The sequence below is a fragment of the Peloplasma aerotolerans genome (assembly GCF_030012175.1).
Taxonomy (GTDB): Bacteria; Bacillota_I; Bacilli_A; order Acholeplasmatales; family Acholeplasmataceae; genus Peloplasma; species Peloplasma aerotolerans.
This window is the reverse complement of the sequence record NZ_JASCXW010000018.1, coordinates 1-17,068: the sequence shown is the minus strand read 5'-3', so window position 1 is coordinate 17,068 and position 17,068 is coordinate 1. Positions and strand designations below refer to the sequence as shown.

The following is a 17,068-nucleotide window of genomic DNA, read 5'->3' as shown; positions in this document are numbered from 1 at the left end:
GATTCAGTTCACAGGTTGAATGTTTTTTTAATTTTAAAAGAGATTTAAAAGCATGGATATAGAATATCGGTTTCCTAAAATCTATATAAATTCAACACGACATGAATACATATGAAAGCGTTGACATCCGATAGATATCTATGATATAATATATTGTGTAAACAGCGTCCGTATATACAGACACTTTGGAGAGATGTATGATGAAACAATTAATCGTAACGATTGTCTTCTTGATGACAGTTATCATACTTACCGGGTGTGAGGGAAAGCTGCCAACGGAAGAACCAACTATCACACCAAGTATACCTACAGAACCCATCGACTCGCAACCAAATGAGACACCACTTGATTTATCGCTATTTGAGAACTCATTTGGCTTTTCTTCGCTTATAGTGACAAATAGATCAAACATTGATCAAGGATACTATGAAGTGGAAAACGAAGTTGAGTTTCTTAATGCATTAATGGATCAAGATACAAAAATCATTGAAATAAAAAATGATTTAAACCTTGGTTCTATTGAAGTAAGAAATATGCTTGAAGATCAACAATTAAATCTAGAGGACTATCGACCTGTATATCGAGCACACTCTAGACAACCTCTTCTTCACCCAATTCTAAAAGAAACAGGTGTTGGACTTGTTAGAATTGTTTTAAGAGATAACTTAACCATTTTCTCTAAGAATGGTTCAACAATTAGACATGCATCATTTCTTATAGATGGTTCAACAAACATCGTTATTAGAAATTTAGAGTTTGCAGATTTATGGGAATGGGATGAGTTTGGGCAAGGTGGATACAACCGTAACGACTGGGATTATTTTACAGTTGAAAAATCTAACGGTATTTGGTTTGACCACTTAACATTTAATCAAGCCTATGATGGAATCATCGACGCAAAAGAACATAGTGAAAACATGACCTTATCATGGTCTAAATTAAATTTTATGCCCAATGACTTTATTAAAGCTCAAATCGAATATTTAGAAGAAAACATTGAGGACAACCCTTACTACAAAAGTTTAAGAGAACAAGGGATAACAGCTGAAGACTTAGTTATATATTCTAGTTTTCAGAAAAAAGGATTCAATTTAGGCAATACAACTGATGGTGAAGGTTTTGAGACGATTACGATGACATTTCATCATTTAGAAGTATTTAACTTAATGGATAGAATGCCAAGACTTAGAAAAGGTGATGTCCATATATATCATATTATTGTTGACAATCAAGATGTTTTAAACCTTAGAAGTAAATATTCGAATACAAGTCTTGGGTTTGTTAATCAGGGATTAGTACCTACAGAACAAGGTGCAATATTCATGGAACACAGTATATTCAAATACATAACAACTCCGATCAAAAATCATCAGGACTCTAATCCAGATTCTAAATATACGGGAAGTTATTTAGTACGGAATAGCGAGTTGGTTTTAAGTCATAGAACATATTTTGGAAGTTCAACTGACTTCAATTCTTTATGGGTTCACACGAATCCAGAACCAGCCATAGGCTTTCAATTGAGAAATTATGAAGAAATACCATATCAATATACACTCAATGATGTCTATTTTTTACCAGAAACATTTTCAATTTATCCAACAGGTCGTCAAGTTATTAATGATTTTGATTGGTTATATATTGACACAAATTTACACTAAAGGAGCAAAATTATGAAAAAAATGTTATTAGCAGTAATTCTATTAATTGTATCAATTATACTTATATCTTGCGGAGGAAGAGTAGATGACGAATCTACGATTTCATTTTCATGGTGGGGCACATCAGATCGAAATATCGCAACCTATCAAGCAATAGAACTATTTGAAGAAAGATATCCACAATATAAAGTGGAACCTGACCAAGCTCCTTGGTCTGGATATCAAACCACCCTTAACAACAGACTAAACCGTGGAACTGAAGCAGATGTATTTCAAGTGAACTATAACTGGATCTATTCAATGTATGGTGAAGATTATTTTATGGATATTACAGAATTAGGTTTAGATTTATCTCACTATCCACCAAATGAACATACACCACTATCTATTAATGGTAAAGTTTTAGGTTTATCAGTATCGGAAACAGGATATATCTTTTATTTGAACAAAAATGTTTATGATTTAGTAGATCTTGATATTAACGAAATCAAAACTTGGGATGATTTAATGAATGCTGGTCAACAGATTTCTAGTGCATTTCCTGGACGTTATGCAATAGGCCGCTTAGATGCTCAACAAGCTGCCATATTGATGTTCACCTGGTTATCACAAAAAACCGGCAAAAACGTTATTTCAGAAAATAACACACTAAACTTCACACAAGCAGAACTCATTGATGCATTCAATTTTATAAGTGATTTAAGAAGTTCAGGTGTATTAATTTCCTCGAATGTGACTGATACGCATAATGATGGTCCAACTAATCCTAACTGGACAAGTCAACGTTATGGTGGTGTTGTAACTTGGAACACTGCAATTTCTGAATACCAAAATACATTACCAAACCAAGGTCAAAGTCTTGTTGCTGTAGGTATGTTCCAACAAACAGCTAATGAAAATACAAATTATGGTATGTATAAGAAGGTCTCTATGGCTTATGCAGTTTCTAAACGTGTTGAAGAATCTGATGCTAAAAAAGAAGCAGTGCGCACATTTATTGAGTTCATGACAACTGATCCTGAAGCGCTTGAAATTTTAGGTGTTGACCGTGGTGTGACAAATCACTCTCTAGCACAGGACTTATTAAGAACAGCAACATCAAAAGACTTTACACAAACACTAGAATGGAAAGGACATGAAACTGTTCAAACTTTCTATCAAACACAAATTGAAAACGATATTAATCTTTATATTCATCCATATTATGAACATGCAACATTTAGAGCAATTTACGAACAACCTATCGAAAATTTCTTGTTAAATCGTATAACAGCCGTACAGGCTGCTCAAAACATCATCAATAGATTTGACACTGAACTTGCGAAAGTTATTGGATAGTCATCATGGTAGGTGAAAAGAAATGGGTTCCATATGTCCTGTTAGGACCATGGATTATTGGGTTTATATTATTTAAGTTATATCCCTTTATTAATTCGTTTATTATGAGTTTATTTAGAACTCAAGGAAGAAATTCAGTTTTTGTTGGATTTGATAACTTTGTTCAAATTTTTAACACAGTGGATCCGATTGGTGAAGAATTCGTTCAATCACTAGGTACCACATTCATTTACGTGTTTGTCACAGTACCCCTGATTTTAATCGTATCGCTTTTTGTTGCTTATGTATTAGCTCTAAAACTTAGAGGTATAGGGTTTTTTAGAACAGCATTTTATATACCAACCGTTTTAGGAACAAATGTTGCGATTATATTGTTATGGCGTTTTATTTTCCAAGACGAGGGACTTATTAATCAAATTATTGGTCTATTCGGACTTGGTCCTGTTCAGTGGTTAGGAACTTCAGCTGGGGCAATGACAAGTATTATTACCCTACGTGTATGGCAATTTGGATCAACAATGTTAATCTTCTTGAATGCACTTAAAAATGTCCCTGAGTCGCTATATGAAGCAGCAACGATTGATGGAGCTGGTAAGTTCAGACAGTTTTTTGCAATCACATTGCCAATGATTACTCCTATTATTTTATTTAACGCAGTTATGCGTTTAGTTGAAACATTCCAAATTTTCAACGGACCATACTTGATTACTCAAGGTGGCCCAGCAAGATCAACGAATGTTATTAACTTGTTGATTTATAATGTAGCCTTCTATCAAGGTAATCTTAATTTAGGTGCAGCAATGTCATGGGTATTATTCTTAATTATCATGGTGTTCACTGTCCTTATATTTAGATCATCAAGATATTGGGTTCACTATCAAGATTAGGAGGGTGATGACATGACTGAAACTCAAAAAAGAATTAGAAATCACCGTCTTAAAAGTGATGTAAAATCTGTTATTAAGTATACGGTAATCATACTTGCAGCAATTATTATGTTATATCCTCTTATATGGATTATCGGAGCTTCATTTGACCGTAGTGCTATACCATCATTTTCATTTATTCCTCAAGATTTTTCACTTATTGGATGGCAAGCAGCTTTTAGTGCCCCTGGATGGGGTTCTGCACAAGGTTATTCATTACTTAGAGCATTGTCAAATACTTTGCAGTATACAATTCCGTACGTTTTATTTGGCACATTCTCATGTTTGATTACAGCATATGTTATTACTAGAATGCATTTTAAAGGTAAGAAAATAGTGTTTGCTCTTATTATTGGGACATTATTGATGCCAGCTACAATTTTTAGAATTCCCCTTTATGCATTTTGGACAAGTCCAGGTATTGTCAACTTATGGGATGGTAGTCGTTTGGCATTTACTGCATATCTACCGTTATGGGCTGGTTCATTATTCGCAGTCAATTCATTCTCAATCTTCATGTTTATTCAATTTTTTAGAACAATTCCTAGAGATCTTGATGAAGCTGCTTATATGGATGGAGCAAACAAGTTTCAAGTATTGTTTTACGTTTTAATGCCAATATTAAAACCAATTGTTATTACTGTTGGTTTACTTATGTTTATTTCACAGTTTAATGATTTCCAAGGACCACTTATTTATCGGGGGCATGTCTCAACATACCCATTACCTATAGTCCTACAACTCCTTGGGCTTGATTCAACCAACACATATGCACATGTGTTTGCAAGATCCATCGTTTCTGTTTCTGTACTCATATTGATCTTCTTTGGAGCACAGAAGTATTTTGTTGGAAATGATGCAGATTCAGCAATTAAAGGATAGAAAAGAGGTCGATTATGAAAAAATATACTATATCTTTATTGTTCATTTTAATCTTTATATTAAGTGCTTGTACTGAAATACCAATCACCAGTGATCCTACCATTATAGAAGATTACATCTGCAAAGATAATCCACTCGGTGAAGGTTGCTATATACCTGCAGAAGACTTAAATCACATCTCTCCAATTCCTCAAGAGTATTTGATTAGTGAAACATTCGATAGTGAAAATGTTGGAAGCATGCCAAGAAATTGGTTATTGTATCGTAATGAAGAGTATGCAATTAATGGTGTTCGTACCATTATTGGTGAAGAAGATGGTGGTAATCGTTTTGTTCGCATGTATTCTGATGGTAGAAACACACCACCTTACCCCCAATCAACAAATATCACCAAACCATCTTTCATTTTTACAACTAAGTTTAACTTAGATATTGATCGTAAAGGTGTTGCATATGCTTCTATTATGATTCCAGAAGAAGAAACATCTAGTGGAGTTAACGTCGGTGTCGCAACTGGTGCAGTTAATGTAATAGGTGTCCAAATTGGTTCGAATATGGCAGTTACAATTAGAGTCGGAGGTCCATTTTTCTATTATTCAGGTAATGGAGATGGTGGAGATATTTATAACACATCTTTAACTTTGACAAAAGGTATTTGGTATCGATTTAAGTTTATATGGGATGCAAGTGAAAATATGGTTGCTGCATATCATTTAGATGGAGAAAATGAAATTCTATTACATACAGATGAGTTTCATATTAGCAATCGTGTTAATGCGGTAGCAAGTGGAGAAATCATGGTACCTAATGTTGTAAGAGTCACGATGATGCAAAACCTTCCTGGTTGGGCATATTTAGATGATGTAATTGTCGAAAGGAAAGGTGAATAAGAATGAAAAAGATAATCTTATCAATACTTATTATCTTTACAGTGTACTTAGCACCATCTTTTGAAGTTCAAGCATCACAACATGGTGTTGTCTATACTGATAGTGATTATCAAAGATTACATGCTGTGATTCAGCATGTTGAAAATGTCCTGAAATATGGACATGAATATAATACAAATACAAAATTATTACCTGATGCAATTAATACTTTAACAGGTGAACCAGCTCGATGGACATTTCCTAATCGAGCAGAAGTACCTTATGCAAATTTAGCAAATCAACAAAACTTCTTTAGAACTTTAGTGGCGTTATCTAATGTAACAGGAAGCCCTAAATATAAGGATGAGGCAGTTGAAATATTGGATGAGTTTATGAGAGATTTTCAAAATGTCAATGGTCTGTTTCATTGGGGTGGGCATCGTGCAATTGATCTCGATAATTTGGAGGTTCAATCCTTTGAAGGTCCAAATGGGCCGCATGAACTTAAAAACATGATGCCTTATTATGAGCTTCTATTAGAAGTTAATGAAGAAGCAACTTTAAAGTTTATGCGTCAACTATGGACTGCCCATTTCTATTGGAGCACGACTGATATGAATCGACATGGTTCGTATAGTACAGCCTTTGATTCAAATGTATTTGGTCAAACAATTCCACCTGATGTTGTAACATTTGATGAAGATGGTATGCCAATCATACCTTCAGATTCACCAGGTCTACTCCCATTTGTTAATTCAGCAACTGATTTAGCATATGCAGCATTTACACTTGCGAATCATACAGGAGATCCAATTCCTGCAGCTTGGGCAGAATATTTAATGCGTCAATATAATTTAGCATCAGATCCGAATACTGGAATGACCGTATATCAATATAAGTCAACAGCTGTTACAAGATCACCATTAGAATGTGCTGATCCAGCGTATACAAATTCTGGTTGTGGTGATCGAGTTGCACGTCAGTTTAGAGATTTTGGTCCAATTGCTAGAGAATCTTTTGTAGCTTGGAAAAATACACAGGCAGTATATGTAGATAATGTTTTGATGTTGCTAGAAGCAGCTGATAGATATAATATTTCTCACTTTAACGATTGGGCAAGAATTTATCTAGAAGGTTATCTAGAATATGCTTACATTCGTGTTGATGGACAAAACAAAATCATTCCAATGTTTAATGATGGAACAGTAACTTATGGATACGTTGTTCCCGAGGTTGGTTATTTTGGACCGTCGAATATGAGACTTGATTATGTGTCAATGCCTACAACATATTTATTGCCGATTTTAAGAACAATTGTCCAAACACCAAACCCTGAAGATCAAATTAAACTATGGACATACTTTAGAGATATCGTCTATACATTTGGTTTAGGAGATATTGGTGAGTTAGGTGGTGCAAAACCTAGACTTGATGTCGATACATCAATTGATGATCCATTTGCGCTAATGACAATGGTTGAACTTTATGATTATACAAAAAATGTTGAATACCTTGAGGTTGCTCGAACTATCGGTAATAACATCGTAAGAGAAAAATTCCATCGTGGATTCTTTGTAGATAGTGAAATCATGTTGTACAGTCGCTTAGATCAACCAGATACACTTGCTTTACTAACATTAGATGCAGTTATTCGAGGCATTCCAGCTTCTAGCATGCCTTTCTATTTAGCTGATTCAGGTTATATTCACGGGTACTTACTCGCAGATGATGGTGTTCTTGAAGATCGAAGTTATACTCAACATCGAATTTATACTAAGACGATTTATGATTGGGAGTGATGATATGAAAAAAATATTATTAGGTATCATTTTGAGCATTATGGTATTTGGTTTAATCGCTTGTGCTCAAACTGAAGAACCAACAGAAACTGATTCAGAAAATTATGATATTTTTAGATTGTTAATAGAAGCAGAAGATTTATCAGGGATGTCTAATCAAACAAAAACGGTTATTCGAACACCAGGTAGTCTAAATCTTCCAACAGAGTATCAAGGTGTACAAATTTTATATAGCTCAAGAAACAAGGATATTATTGATGACAATGGCGTTGTCACACAACCAAACGAGTGCTGGATTGAAAGTAGAGATCAACAAGGCATTGCAAAAGAAGAATTCGAGAACTTAAATGATAACTGGCCTATTGTTATTGATGTTACAATGACCTACCAAGGTCAAGTTAGAACAGCCAAATTGTTATTCGTTGTAGCCCCTGCTGAAGGGTATACATGTAATAAATATTTAGGATAAGGGAGGATTTATGAGAAAAATATTAAGTACGTTTAGTGCATTATTGCTCATTTTCGTTTTGGTTGCTTGTGGCAGTAGAACATATACTGTTACATTTGAATCAAATGGAGGTTCTGCTGTTGCTGCGATTACAGATGTTGAAAAAGATTCAACAATCACAGCACCTACAGCACCTACAAGAGCAAATTATGAATTTGGAGGTTGGTTTAAAGACAGCGAGTTAACCAACCAGTGGAATTTTGCAACAGATGTTGTAGTGGCAGACATTACATTGTATGCAAAATGGAATGAGCCTTCTGGTCCAACAGATCAAGAAGCGGTTGATGCAACTCATACATGGCTAACGTTACCAGACTTATCTGCGTTAACAAATAGCTCACCTCGTTTGATATTACCTACAACATATCCAGTTCAAGGTGTAGATATCAGTTGGGTTATTGATAAGACTGAATACATTGCAGCCAATGGTGTGATTACACAACCTACTTTTGAGGAAGGCGATCAAACTGTAACACTTACTGCAACACTATCAAAAGGCTCAGTCACACGGACAAAAGAATTTACTGCAACAGTGATTGCATTACCGAGTCTAGAGGAAACTGAACCTATCATCAATGAAACGTTCAATTATCCGCTTGGCAATGTTTTGGATCAAACAACGATTTGGGGACCAGTTTCTGGTAAGAGCGGCAACTCAATATTTACTGTTGTTGATTCTGCACCAGCAGCAATACCTGGTGGCTCTCAAGCATTAAAACTTGAAGCTTTATTAGAGTTGCAAATAGAAGCACCTATTGTACATGCGTATGATTTGGTTATTATTGAAGTTGATGTGATGCAAACTGCAACATCAAATGGTTCACCGATTAATATTCAGTCATCTTCATCATCTCCAGTTGTAGCATTTGGGGTTGATGGTGCTGCATTATTCTATCGTACAGATAATGGACCATTAATGAAGACAGACATCGAAGTCAATAAGTGGTATACATTAAGAGCAGAAGTCAATTTGGCAGATAAAACACTTGAAGTTTTCTATTATGAAGATAATGGACAACTTATGAGTATGACTCCAGGACCAGTCGAATTCACAGGTACAACCAGTTTACAAAGTCTATTCATTCGTTCTGGTAGTTCAACAACGACTGAACTTAGACCTCCTGCTTACATAACAAATATTTTAGCAAATCGCATAGAAGCAATGCCAAGACCAACTGAACTTATAGAAATTGGTGAAGTTACTGGTATTAGACCATCAGTATCAGTTGAAGAAGATGGTACATTCACTGTGGATGCACCAGTTGTTAGAAATCTATATGGTACACAAAGAGAACTTATACTAGATATAGATTATACACTTACAATTGATAATCCAGTTGACACTAGTGTTGCGGGAGATTATGTTGTAACATATACATTTACAAACCTAGATAATCCATTAGATAATAAAGTTGTAACACAAGAGGTTATTGTTTATGCAGTAGGTGATCCTAATGAGATTACTCAAGTGGTATCGACAGTTGTAGGATATTTAGAAAATACAACAGATATAACTGTTACAACCATTCAACCACAAGGAGATTTATATTATATCTTGTCAAGTAATGAAACTGAAACCGTAGAAACAATTATGGCAGGAACGTCTGTTGAAATCACAGGCATTTCAACGTTAATAGAAGATATAGAAGTGGGAAACAATACATTTATACATTTTGTTGTTGATTTATTTGGTGAGTCAAATATAGTTTCTCATACATTAATATTTGAGGCAGTAACTGAAATTGCAACAGCACAAGACTTTATCACACTAACGACTCCAGATAGTAGTGGTGTTATTAATACAAGCTTTGCAATTGTTGCAGATCTCGATTTTACAGGTTTAGTATTCCCAGAACATAATGCTTCGATTAGAGGCAAGATTTATGGTAATGGTCATACTTTATCCAATATTACAATTAACCGCACAGGTGGCAATTATGGAGGTATTTTCCCTAGATTAAACGGGGCGACAGTACGTGATTTAGTTATTGACAATGCAACCATAACTTCTGTTGAACGGGGCGGTGTATTAGTTGGTCGTGTTGAAAATAATGATTCCGTCGTCATGAATATTGTTATCATGAATTCATCCGTAACTGCTGAAAACTCTAATGGTGTTGGCGGTGTCATCGGTTTAGTTTCACGCAAGACAGAACTTAGTAATATAGCAATTATCGATTCAACAGTACAAGCAACAGGTCAAAAGAATGTTGGTGGCGTTGTTGGACGTGTTGATGGTGGCTTACTAGACGCAAAAGATATCTACGTTAATAATGTTACAGTCATTTCTACAGCAACCGGAACAGACTTAGCTGCTGGAGGATTTGTAGGATATATTAGAGATTCATTAACTTCAGTTGTTGAAGCTGAACGTGTTGTTATTGTCGGTTCAACAGTTAATGCTGTTATGGGTGGAGCTTTAATTGGATACAATCGTTTACCTGGTAGTGCAACTATTAATCATGCATACGTTCAAGTTGCATTTACACATCCTGATCGCACACATGCTGGTTTAATCGGACGTGTGAATGATGAAGCATCATATCTTGATCAAACACATATCTTTGGATCACTGACTGGTACAGTAGAGCATGCTCAAGTTCAAAATTTAACGAATATTGCAATACCTGAAAACCAAGCATGGTGGAGCTCGAACTTACCGGTATTTGTTGATCATCCGCTTTGGACATTTGATACAAATAGCACATATGCTTTAGCTAACTATAAAGACGCAGCTAGACCTACATTTGATGTCACACTTATTTATAATGCTTCACAACCTCAAGAAGTGATTCAAGTTAGAGAAGGCTTAACATTTAGTTACGGCGCACCGCTTGTTGAAGGATACAACTTTGTTGGATGGTTCACAGATAGTGAAATGACAATTCCGCTTTCAGAAGGATACGTTGTAACACAAGATGTCACGCTTTATGGGAAATATGAAGCATTACCTACATACGATGTCACATTTGATGTTGATGAAGGTTCTAGTGTTGATCCCATATTAGGTGTTTATGAAGGTTCTATGATTACTGAACCTGCAGAACCAACAAAAGATGGTTATACATTTGAAGGTTGGTATAAAGAAGCAACATTCGACAACTTATGGAATTTTGATATTGATGTTGTTACACAAAACACTACATTGTATGCGAAATGGGAAATCATACCTGAAGTTACATACAATGTAACATTTGATGTTGATGGTGGAACAAGTGTTGAAATGCAAGTTGTTGCTGAAGATGGTTTAGCGACTAAACCAGCAGACCCAACAAAAGATGGTTATACATTTAAAGGTTGGTATAAAGAAGCAACATTTGATAACTTATGGGATTTTGATGTTGATACAGTAACTGAAGATATCACATTATTTGCGAAGTGGGAAGAAATTATCCCAACATCAATTTCAACAGCTTCAGAATTCATGGCAATGACAATTGATACAAGTGGTACTCATTATATTTTAGAAAATGATATCGACTTTACTGGAGTTCCATGGACACAAACAGGAAATGGTGTTGCATTTAATGGCGTATTAAATGGTAATGGTTTTGTTGTTTCAAATATCACAATTACTGGATCCGGAAGAATGGGTATTTTCCAAATGATTGATGGTGCAACCATTTATGATTTAATCATCGTCAACACAGAAGTACTTAATTCTGGTGGTCGTACCGGTATTATTGCGGGTAGATTACAAAACAATCCAGCAATTTTAGAAAATGTTACAATTATCAACTCTAAAGCAACCGGTACTGCAAATGAAGGCGTTGGTGGCTTAATTGGACAAATAGCGAATAAAGTTACTGCTAACCATATAGTTATTGTTGATACAGTTTTAGAAACAACAGCTAAGAACGTTGGGTTCTTTGGAGGTCAAGTATTAGCAGAAACTAATATTACTGATTTCTATGTTTACGGCACAACAGCAAGTAGTGCTAATGATAATACTGATTCTGGTGTTGGAGCTGTCCTAGGTTATACTAATGACATAGCAGCTGTAGTTACATTAGATCGTATCGTTATTGAAAATTCAGAACTCATTGGTAGAGCAACTGGTGCACTTGTTGGTTATTATAATAGAGGCTCACTTACTGCATCAAATATGTTTGTTGATCTACAAATCACTTACAACGGTTCACAATCACAATCTAGTGGATTACTTGGCCGTGTAGGTACAGCCGATAATACAACACCAGTATTTACAGATGTATTTACTCATCTAGCTGATGCTGTTATTGGAACAATCGGTGTTGCAAATGACCCAGCATATGACCTAGAAGATTTATCAGGTTTAAATCAAACATGGTGGGAAACAAACTTACCAGCTATAAGTGAACACACTTCATGGAGCATTAATGCTCAAGAGTTCTATCAATTAGCATATACAGTTCCTGAATTGGATCCAGTTGAACCTGCGGTTTATTATACTGTCACATTTGATGTTGATGGTGGATCATCAGTTAGTCCAGTTCAAGTTGAAGAAAATGAATTGATAACTGAACCTGCGGAACCTTCAAAATTTGGCTATACATTTGAAGGTTGGTTTATAGAAGCAACATTTGATACCTTATGGGATTTTGATGTAGATGTCGTTACAGAAGATATCACATTATATGCTAAATGGGAAGAAGTTGTAGATGAAGGTCCAGTTGGAACAGCAATTACAACTATTGAAGAGTTTTATACGATTGCAACAACAGGTGGAACTGAATCAGCATATTATTTAGAAAATGATTTAGATTTTACTGGCTATAATTGGACTCCAGTCAATTATAATTTTACAAGAACACTTGATGGAAATGGAAAGTCTATTATGAATTTAACCATAAATGGTGGAGACCGTTTAGGTTTATTCAGTAGAGTTAATGGAGCAACCATAACTAATCTTACACTTGATAATGTAGAAATAATATCTACTGGTAGAGCAGGTACATTAGTAGGTGAAGTTGATGGAAACAATGTTAATATACATAATGTTAAAGTTATCAACTCTTCAGTATCAGGTAACAACTCAAATGGTGTTGGTGGTTTATTAGGTTACACAAAACCAGGATTTGAAATCACAATATCAAATGTATTGATTCAAAACACAACAATTACTAATGCTGGTGCAGCTGCTGGTGGACTCATTGGTTTAACTGATGGGGCAGCAATAACAATTAGTGATGTTGAAATTCGTAATGTAGAAGTCAATGCAGCTAACCGTTCTGGTGGCTTATATGGTGAAGTCAAAGGTGGTGCAGCATTAATCCTTAATGTAAATCGAGTTGTGATTAGTGCAACCGTTAATGGTGGACAATATGTCGCTGGTATATTAGGTAGACCTAGTGTTGATGGTATGACAATGAATTTATCAGATGTCGTTTTCACTGGAACTATTAATGCATCAAGCACTAATGTAGGTCATGTATCAGGTGATCGTAATGCAAATATAACAAATATTTACATGATAGATATCACAGTGGTAGGTACACTCAATAGACAAGTAGTCGATGCTGAATATATCATTGATACAAGCATTACAACAGTAGATGATGCATGGTGGACTACAAATTTAGCAAATATTACAAGTAGTGATTTATGGACATTCAATGCAGTATCTAGCTTCTATGAATTAAGTTAAGACAAAATATACATAAAAGAGTTGTGTGTTTGCTCCACAACTCTTTTTTTTATTTTTAAACTATGATAAAATGTCACAAAGAGGCAAATAACATATGAAATTTCTGTTAATGTATAATCCGGTCAGTGGTAGAGCTAATTTTAAATCAAATCTAGCTAAGATCATCAAAGAATTCAGTAAAACAAATCATGAAATTGATATCTATGAATCAAAAGAGCCTAAAGATTTAGAAAAGGTTTCAGCAATAGAATCAAAACATTATGATGTTTTTTTAGTTGCAGGTGGAGATGGCACTGTTAATGAAGTACTTAACGGTATGATGAATTCCGAAAAAAAACCTATTTTAGGTCTACTGCCAAGTGGGACAGCAAATGATATTGCTGCTATTTTGGGCATCAACAAAAATATTAAAAGATCACTAAAAATATACTTCAATGAAAAGCCAGTTGAAATGGATGTTAATCAACTCAATGAAAGATATTTCTTGTATACTGTAGCATCTGGAATTCTAAGCAGAATCAGTTATGATGTAACAAGAAGACATATTAAGAAATACGGATACTTCGCATATGTGATTGAAGCAATGAAAGATTTCTCACATGATTATCGTTATCCAGTCAAAGTTAAATACGATCATCAATATTTATCCTGTGAATGTGTAATGATACTTGGTTTGAGCACAAATCGAGTTGGTGGAATGAGCTTAGTTAATTTCTCAGAATCAAAGCTTAATGATGGTTTATTCGAGTTAAGATTTTTTAAGAGAGCTAAATCATTTTGGAGATTTAGACTTTTGTCATCGTTTATTCGAGGTGGCAAAAAATTAAGAGAAGATATTCATTTGGTATCGTCCAAATTTGAAATAGAAACAAGTTCAAATGTTGAATGGAATGTCGATGGGGAATATGCATGTAAAGGTAATATCGTCATTAAAACACAAAAAAAAGCTATCAAGGTTTTTGCAAGTCCGAAAAGAAAGAAAAGATATTTCTAAGGCCGAAATAACTCAGATGGTAGAGTAACTGTCTCGTAATCAGCAGGTCGTAGGTTCGAATCCTATTTTCGGCACCATAAAAAACATTAGGGGGATATATGAAAAAAACATATTATATTTTATTAATCGTTAGTATTACATTAATTACGATGGGCTGTCAAAAAAGTTACACACCAGAGATGATTCTTGAGAATCTCAAAATAAATGAATCAGAGTATTATTGGGGGCATCTTAGCTTAAATAGATATTATGATGAAAACTCAATGATTGAAAATGATACGGAAATGCTTGTTGACTTTGCAAATGATCAAGTGATGATTACTTATAAATCTGACAGATTGGTCGATGGAAATAAAACAAGAGTTAATGACTGGTTTTTCCAAGACGCACAGAATAATGATTATATTTACCAGCAAAGATTTATATTTGATGAACAAGATGAAGAGTTTAAGGAATCTTTTAGTGTTCATGAGTACGTATCACATGACAGAAAAAGTGATTCCAATCAAAGTAACTACAAGCTCATACCCAGATTAAAACCTGACTTTTCTACTGTTGATTTGTCACTGTTAAATATCACGTACAATGAAATTTTTGAGTTTCATCAAATAGAAATAGTTTTGGATTATGAAACACTATGTTTAATAGAACCAAATCTTATAGAATTAGGTGTATTAAACAATCCATATTTCACATTTATACTTTTGATTGATGATAATTTAAATTTAATTAGTGTTAGTGTTTCTGGAATGCAAGATATTGAAGTATCTTCAGGTACTATTAATCCATATAGTTTAAGTGGGACATACTCACATGATACTGTTGAAGTTGTAACCATTCAAATTCCAAATGAAGAAGCATTAATATTACATCGTTCTCTAGCTGGGTATCCGGATACACCATAGTTGTTTTTATGGTGTGTTTTTGTTATTTTTTGTTAATAATTCAGTTATTATAAAAAGCTTCATTATTTCAAGTTTGATGTTATAATTATATGGATTATAAATATAATATGTCATCATAATCAAGTATATAAAAGGGGAGAAAAATGAGAAAACTAATCATGTTTATTTTTATGATTATCAGCTTAGTAACAATGATTTTGTTTACGATTTCAGTTAACAGTCTATTTATGAGCCTTGGTTTTGGTGCTTTCGAATGGCAAGATATTTTGGATATTTTGCAAAACTATACATTTGAAGAGCTTGCTCCAGTTTTAGGAGTCATTGCATGGGGATTATTTCAATTGTATGGATTACCTCTAGCTGTCTTCCTTATTTGTTTGAATGGGTTGTCAATAAAAAGAAGTTGAGTATTGATTAAATAAAAAAGGAGATCTATATGCAATTTATACGCAAGTATACACATGTCATATTACTTATATTAGGACTGTTGTTATTATTTATAGGAGTATTTATGTCATCTCGCTTATTTATTATTAATAATTGGGGCCGTAACCAGTTTTTTATATTGCTACTCACTCACTTATCAAGTTATATGGAGTACAGTTTTTTCGTATCACCTAATTTTTACTGGATAGCAATATATACCTTGCTAATAGTTGCTACATATCCTAAAGAGATGGAGTCATGTAAAATAGAAGAACTTGTATTTATCGCAATTGGTTTTTTAATTGGATATAATATATTCTCTGCTTTAAATATTCCTAATGTTGGGATTTTGCAGGTAATGATCAGATTAATAGAACCTTTAAGTATTGTTTTAATTCTAGTTCTGCTTATTGTCTACGTTCGACATTCAGATTATTTGTCGAAAAGAAAAATGATAATCTTCAAATTCACTTCTTTAATGATTGCTTTAATGACATTTATTTATCGTTTGATTTATTGGAATTTTATATTAGGATATCAATCAATATATTGGATCTCAGTTCAAGGTGGTATATTAATTATTGGAGTAATGATATTTATATTCCTGAATAGAGATCATATTGAGATAAACACATCGAAAAAATCTTTGTATAATGGTCTATGGATGATAACAGCAATTCCTTTTGTAATGTATGCACTTCGTATTGCAACACTATATAAGTATCCTAACACAAATGGATTCCCTCTGATTTATCTACTACCTATTGAATACACAATTCATGTATTTTATATTCATTTGTTAGCATTTTGTTTTTACATGTGGGTAATATGTAGAAGCGTCTTTAATCTTTTCAGTATGAGAAAATCATTGTTAGTTATATCTATAGTGTTACCTGCATCATGGGTTGTTTTTGGGTTCTTAGCAGTATTTATTTTCCAAAATTATTGGTTATATTCCATACCAATTTATCTGATGATCATTATTGGACTTTTCATTTTATTTAATGATCTTAAGTTGATAATTAATTATAAAAGAAGGTCTATCCAGCAAAAAGAAATTATAGAGCTAAATTAATCTATAAGAAATATTTCAACACGATAAAGGACTAAAGTCATTTAGTCTTTTTTTGATTT

12 protein-coding genes and 1 tRNA gene are annotated in these 17,068 nt (G+C 33.9%); all 13 read left to right on the top strand.

What is annotated here, in order from left to right; genetic code table 11:
• The first annotated feature begins 200 nt into the window (after positions 1-200).
• On the top strand, positions 201-1,661 hold the full coding sequence (locus QJ521_RS06130) for a pectate lyase family protein (protein WP_282839562.1): 1,461 nt from the start codon (positions 201-203) through the stop codon (positions 1,659-1,661).
• Positions 1,662-1,673: 12 nt separating this feature from the next.
• Positions 1,674-2,999, top strand: a complete 1,326-nt coding sequence (locus QJ521_RS06125) for an ABC transporter substrate-binding protein (RefSeq protein ID WP_282839561.1) — start codon at positions 1,674-1,676, stop codon at positions 2,997-2,999.
• Between the two features lie 5 nt (positions 3,000-3,004).
• Complete coding sequence (locus QJ521_RS06120; protein ID WP_282839560.1) at positions 3,005-3,886, top strand: carbohydrate ABC transporter permease; 882 nt, start codon at positions 3,005-3,007, stop codon at positions 3,884-3,886.
• A 12-nt stretch (positions 3,887-3,898) separates the two neighbouring features.
• A complete protein-coding gene (locus QJ521_RS06115; protein ID WP_282839559.1) occupies positions 3,899-4,807 on the top strand; it encodes a carbohydrate ABC transporter permease in 909 nt (302 codons plus the stop codon).
• Positions 4,808-4,821: 14 nt separating this feature from the next.
• Positions 4,822-5,697, top strand: a complete 876-nt coding sequence (locus QJ521_RS06110; protein WP_282839558.1) for a hypothetical protein — start codon at positions 4,822-4,824, stop codon at positions 5,695-5,697.
• Positions 5,698-5,699: 2 nt separating this feature from the next.
• Positions 5,700-7,475 (top strand): hypothetical protein, encoded by a 1,776-nt coding sequence (locus tag QJ521_RS06105; RefSeq protein ID WP_282839557.1) that lies wholly within the window; start codon positions 5,700-5,702, stop codon positions 7,473-7,475.
• Between the two features lie 4 nt (positions 7,476-7,479).
• Entirely contained in the window at positions 7,480-7,944 is a 465-nt protein-coding gene (locus tag QJ521_RS06100; protein WP_282839556.1) for a hypothetical protein, read from the top strand.
• Positions 7,945-7,954: 10 nt separating this feature from the next.
• Positions 7,955-13,609: an InlB B-repeat-containing protein gene (locus tag QJ521_RS06095; protein ID WP_282839555.1), complete on the top strand. Its 5,655-nt coding sequence runs from the start codon at positions 7,955-7,957 to the stop codon at positions 13,607-13,609.
• 94 nt (positions 13,610-13,703) lie between these two features.
• Positions 13,704-14,603 (top strand): diacylglycerol/lipid kinase family protein, encoded by a 900-nt coding sequence (locus QJ521_RS06090; RefSeq protein WP_282839554.1) that lies wholly within the window; start codon positions 13,704-13,706, stop codon positions 14,601-14,603.
• Position 14,604: 1 nt separating this feature from the next.
• Positions 14,605-14,680: transfer RNA gene (locus QJ521_RS06085), tRNA-Thr, on the top strand.
• A gap of 21 nt (positions 14,681-14,701) precedes the next feature.
• Positions 14,702-15,508, top strand: coding sequence for a hypothetical protein (locus tag QJ521_RS06080; protein ID WP_282839553.1), 807 nt, complete (start codon positions 14,702-14,704; stop codon positions 15,506-15,508).
• Positions 15,509-15,651: 143 nt separating this feature from the next.
• Positions 15,652-15,915, top strand: coding sequence for a hypothetical protein (locus tag QJ521_RS06075; protein ID WP_282839552.1), 264 nt, complete (start codon positions 15,652-15,654; stop codon positions 15,913-15,915).
• Positions 15,916-15,944: 29 nt separating this feature from the next.
• Positions 15,945-17,009: a hypothetical protein gene (locus QJ521_RS06070; protein ID WP_282839551.1), complete on the top strand. Its 1,065-nt coding sequence runs from the start codon at positions 15,945-15,947 to the stop codon at positions 17,007-17,009.
• Positions 17,010-17,068: the final 59 nt, after the last annotated feature.

What these genes read in the sequence shown, in the direction of transcription:
- QJ521_RS06130 (WP_282839562.1), top strand. Translation starts at nt 201, where the DNA reads ATGAAACAATTAATCGTAACGATTGTCTTCTTGATGACAGTTATCATA.
- QJ521_RS06125 (WP_282839561.1), top strand. Translation starts at nt 1,674, where the DNA reads ATGAAAAAAATGTTATTAGCAGTAATTCTATTAATTGTATCAATTATA.
- QJ521_RS06120 (WP_282839560.1), top strand. Translation starts at nt 3,005, where the DNA reads ATGGTAGGTGAAAAGAAATGGGTTCCATATGTCCTGTTAGGACCATGG.
- QJ521_RS06115 (WP_282839559.1), top strand. Translation starts at nt 3,899, where the DNA reads ATGACTGAAACTCAAAAAAGAATTAGAAATCACCGTCTTAAAAGTGAT.
- QJ521_RS06110 (WP_282839558.1), top strand. Translation starts at nt 4,822, where the DNA reads ATGAAAAAATATACTATATCTTTATTGTTCATTTTAATCTTTATATTA.
- QJ521_RS06105 (WP_282839557.1), top strand. Translation starts at nt 5,700, where the DNA reads ATGAAAAAGATAATCTTATCAATACTTATTATCTTTACAGTGTACTTA.
- QJ521_RS06100 (WP_282839556.1), top strand. Translation starts at nt 7,480, where the DNA reads ATGAAAAAAATATTATTAGGTATCATTTTGAGCATTATGGTATTTGGT.
- QJ521_RS06095 (WP_282839555.1), top strand. Translation starts at nt 7,955, where the DNA reads ATGAGAAAAATATTAAGTACGTTTAGTGCATTATTGCTCATTTTCGTT.
- QJ521_RS06090 (WP_282839554.1), top strand. Translation starts at nt 13,704, where the DNA reads ATGAAATTTCTGTTAATGTATAATCCGGTCAGTGGTAGAGCTAATTTT.
- QJ521_RS06080 (WP_282839553.1), top strand. Translation starts at nt 14,702, where the DNA reads ATGAAAAAAACATATTATATTTTATTAATCGTTAGTATTACATTAATT.
- QJ521_RS06075 (WP_282839552.1), top strand. Translation starts at nt 15,652, where the DNA reads ATGAGAAAACTAATCATGTTTATTTTTATGATTATCAGCTTAGTAACA.
- QJ521_RS06070 (WP_282839551.1), top strand. Translation starts at nt 15,945, where the DNA reads ATGCAATTTATACGCAAGTATACACATGTCATATTACTTATATTAGGA.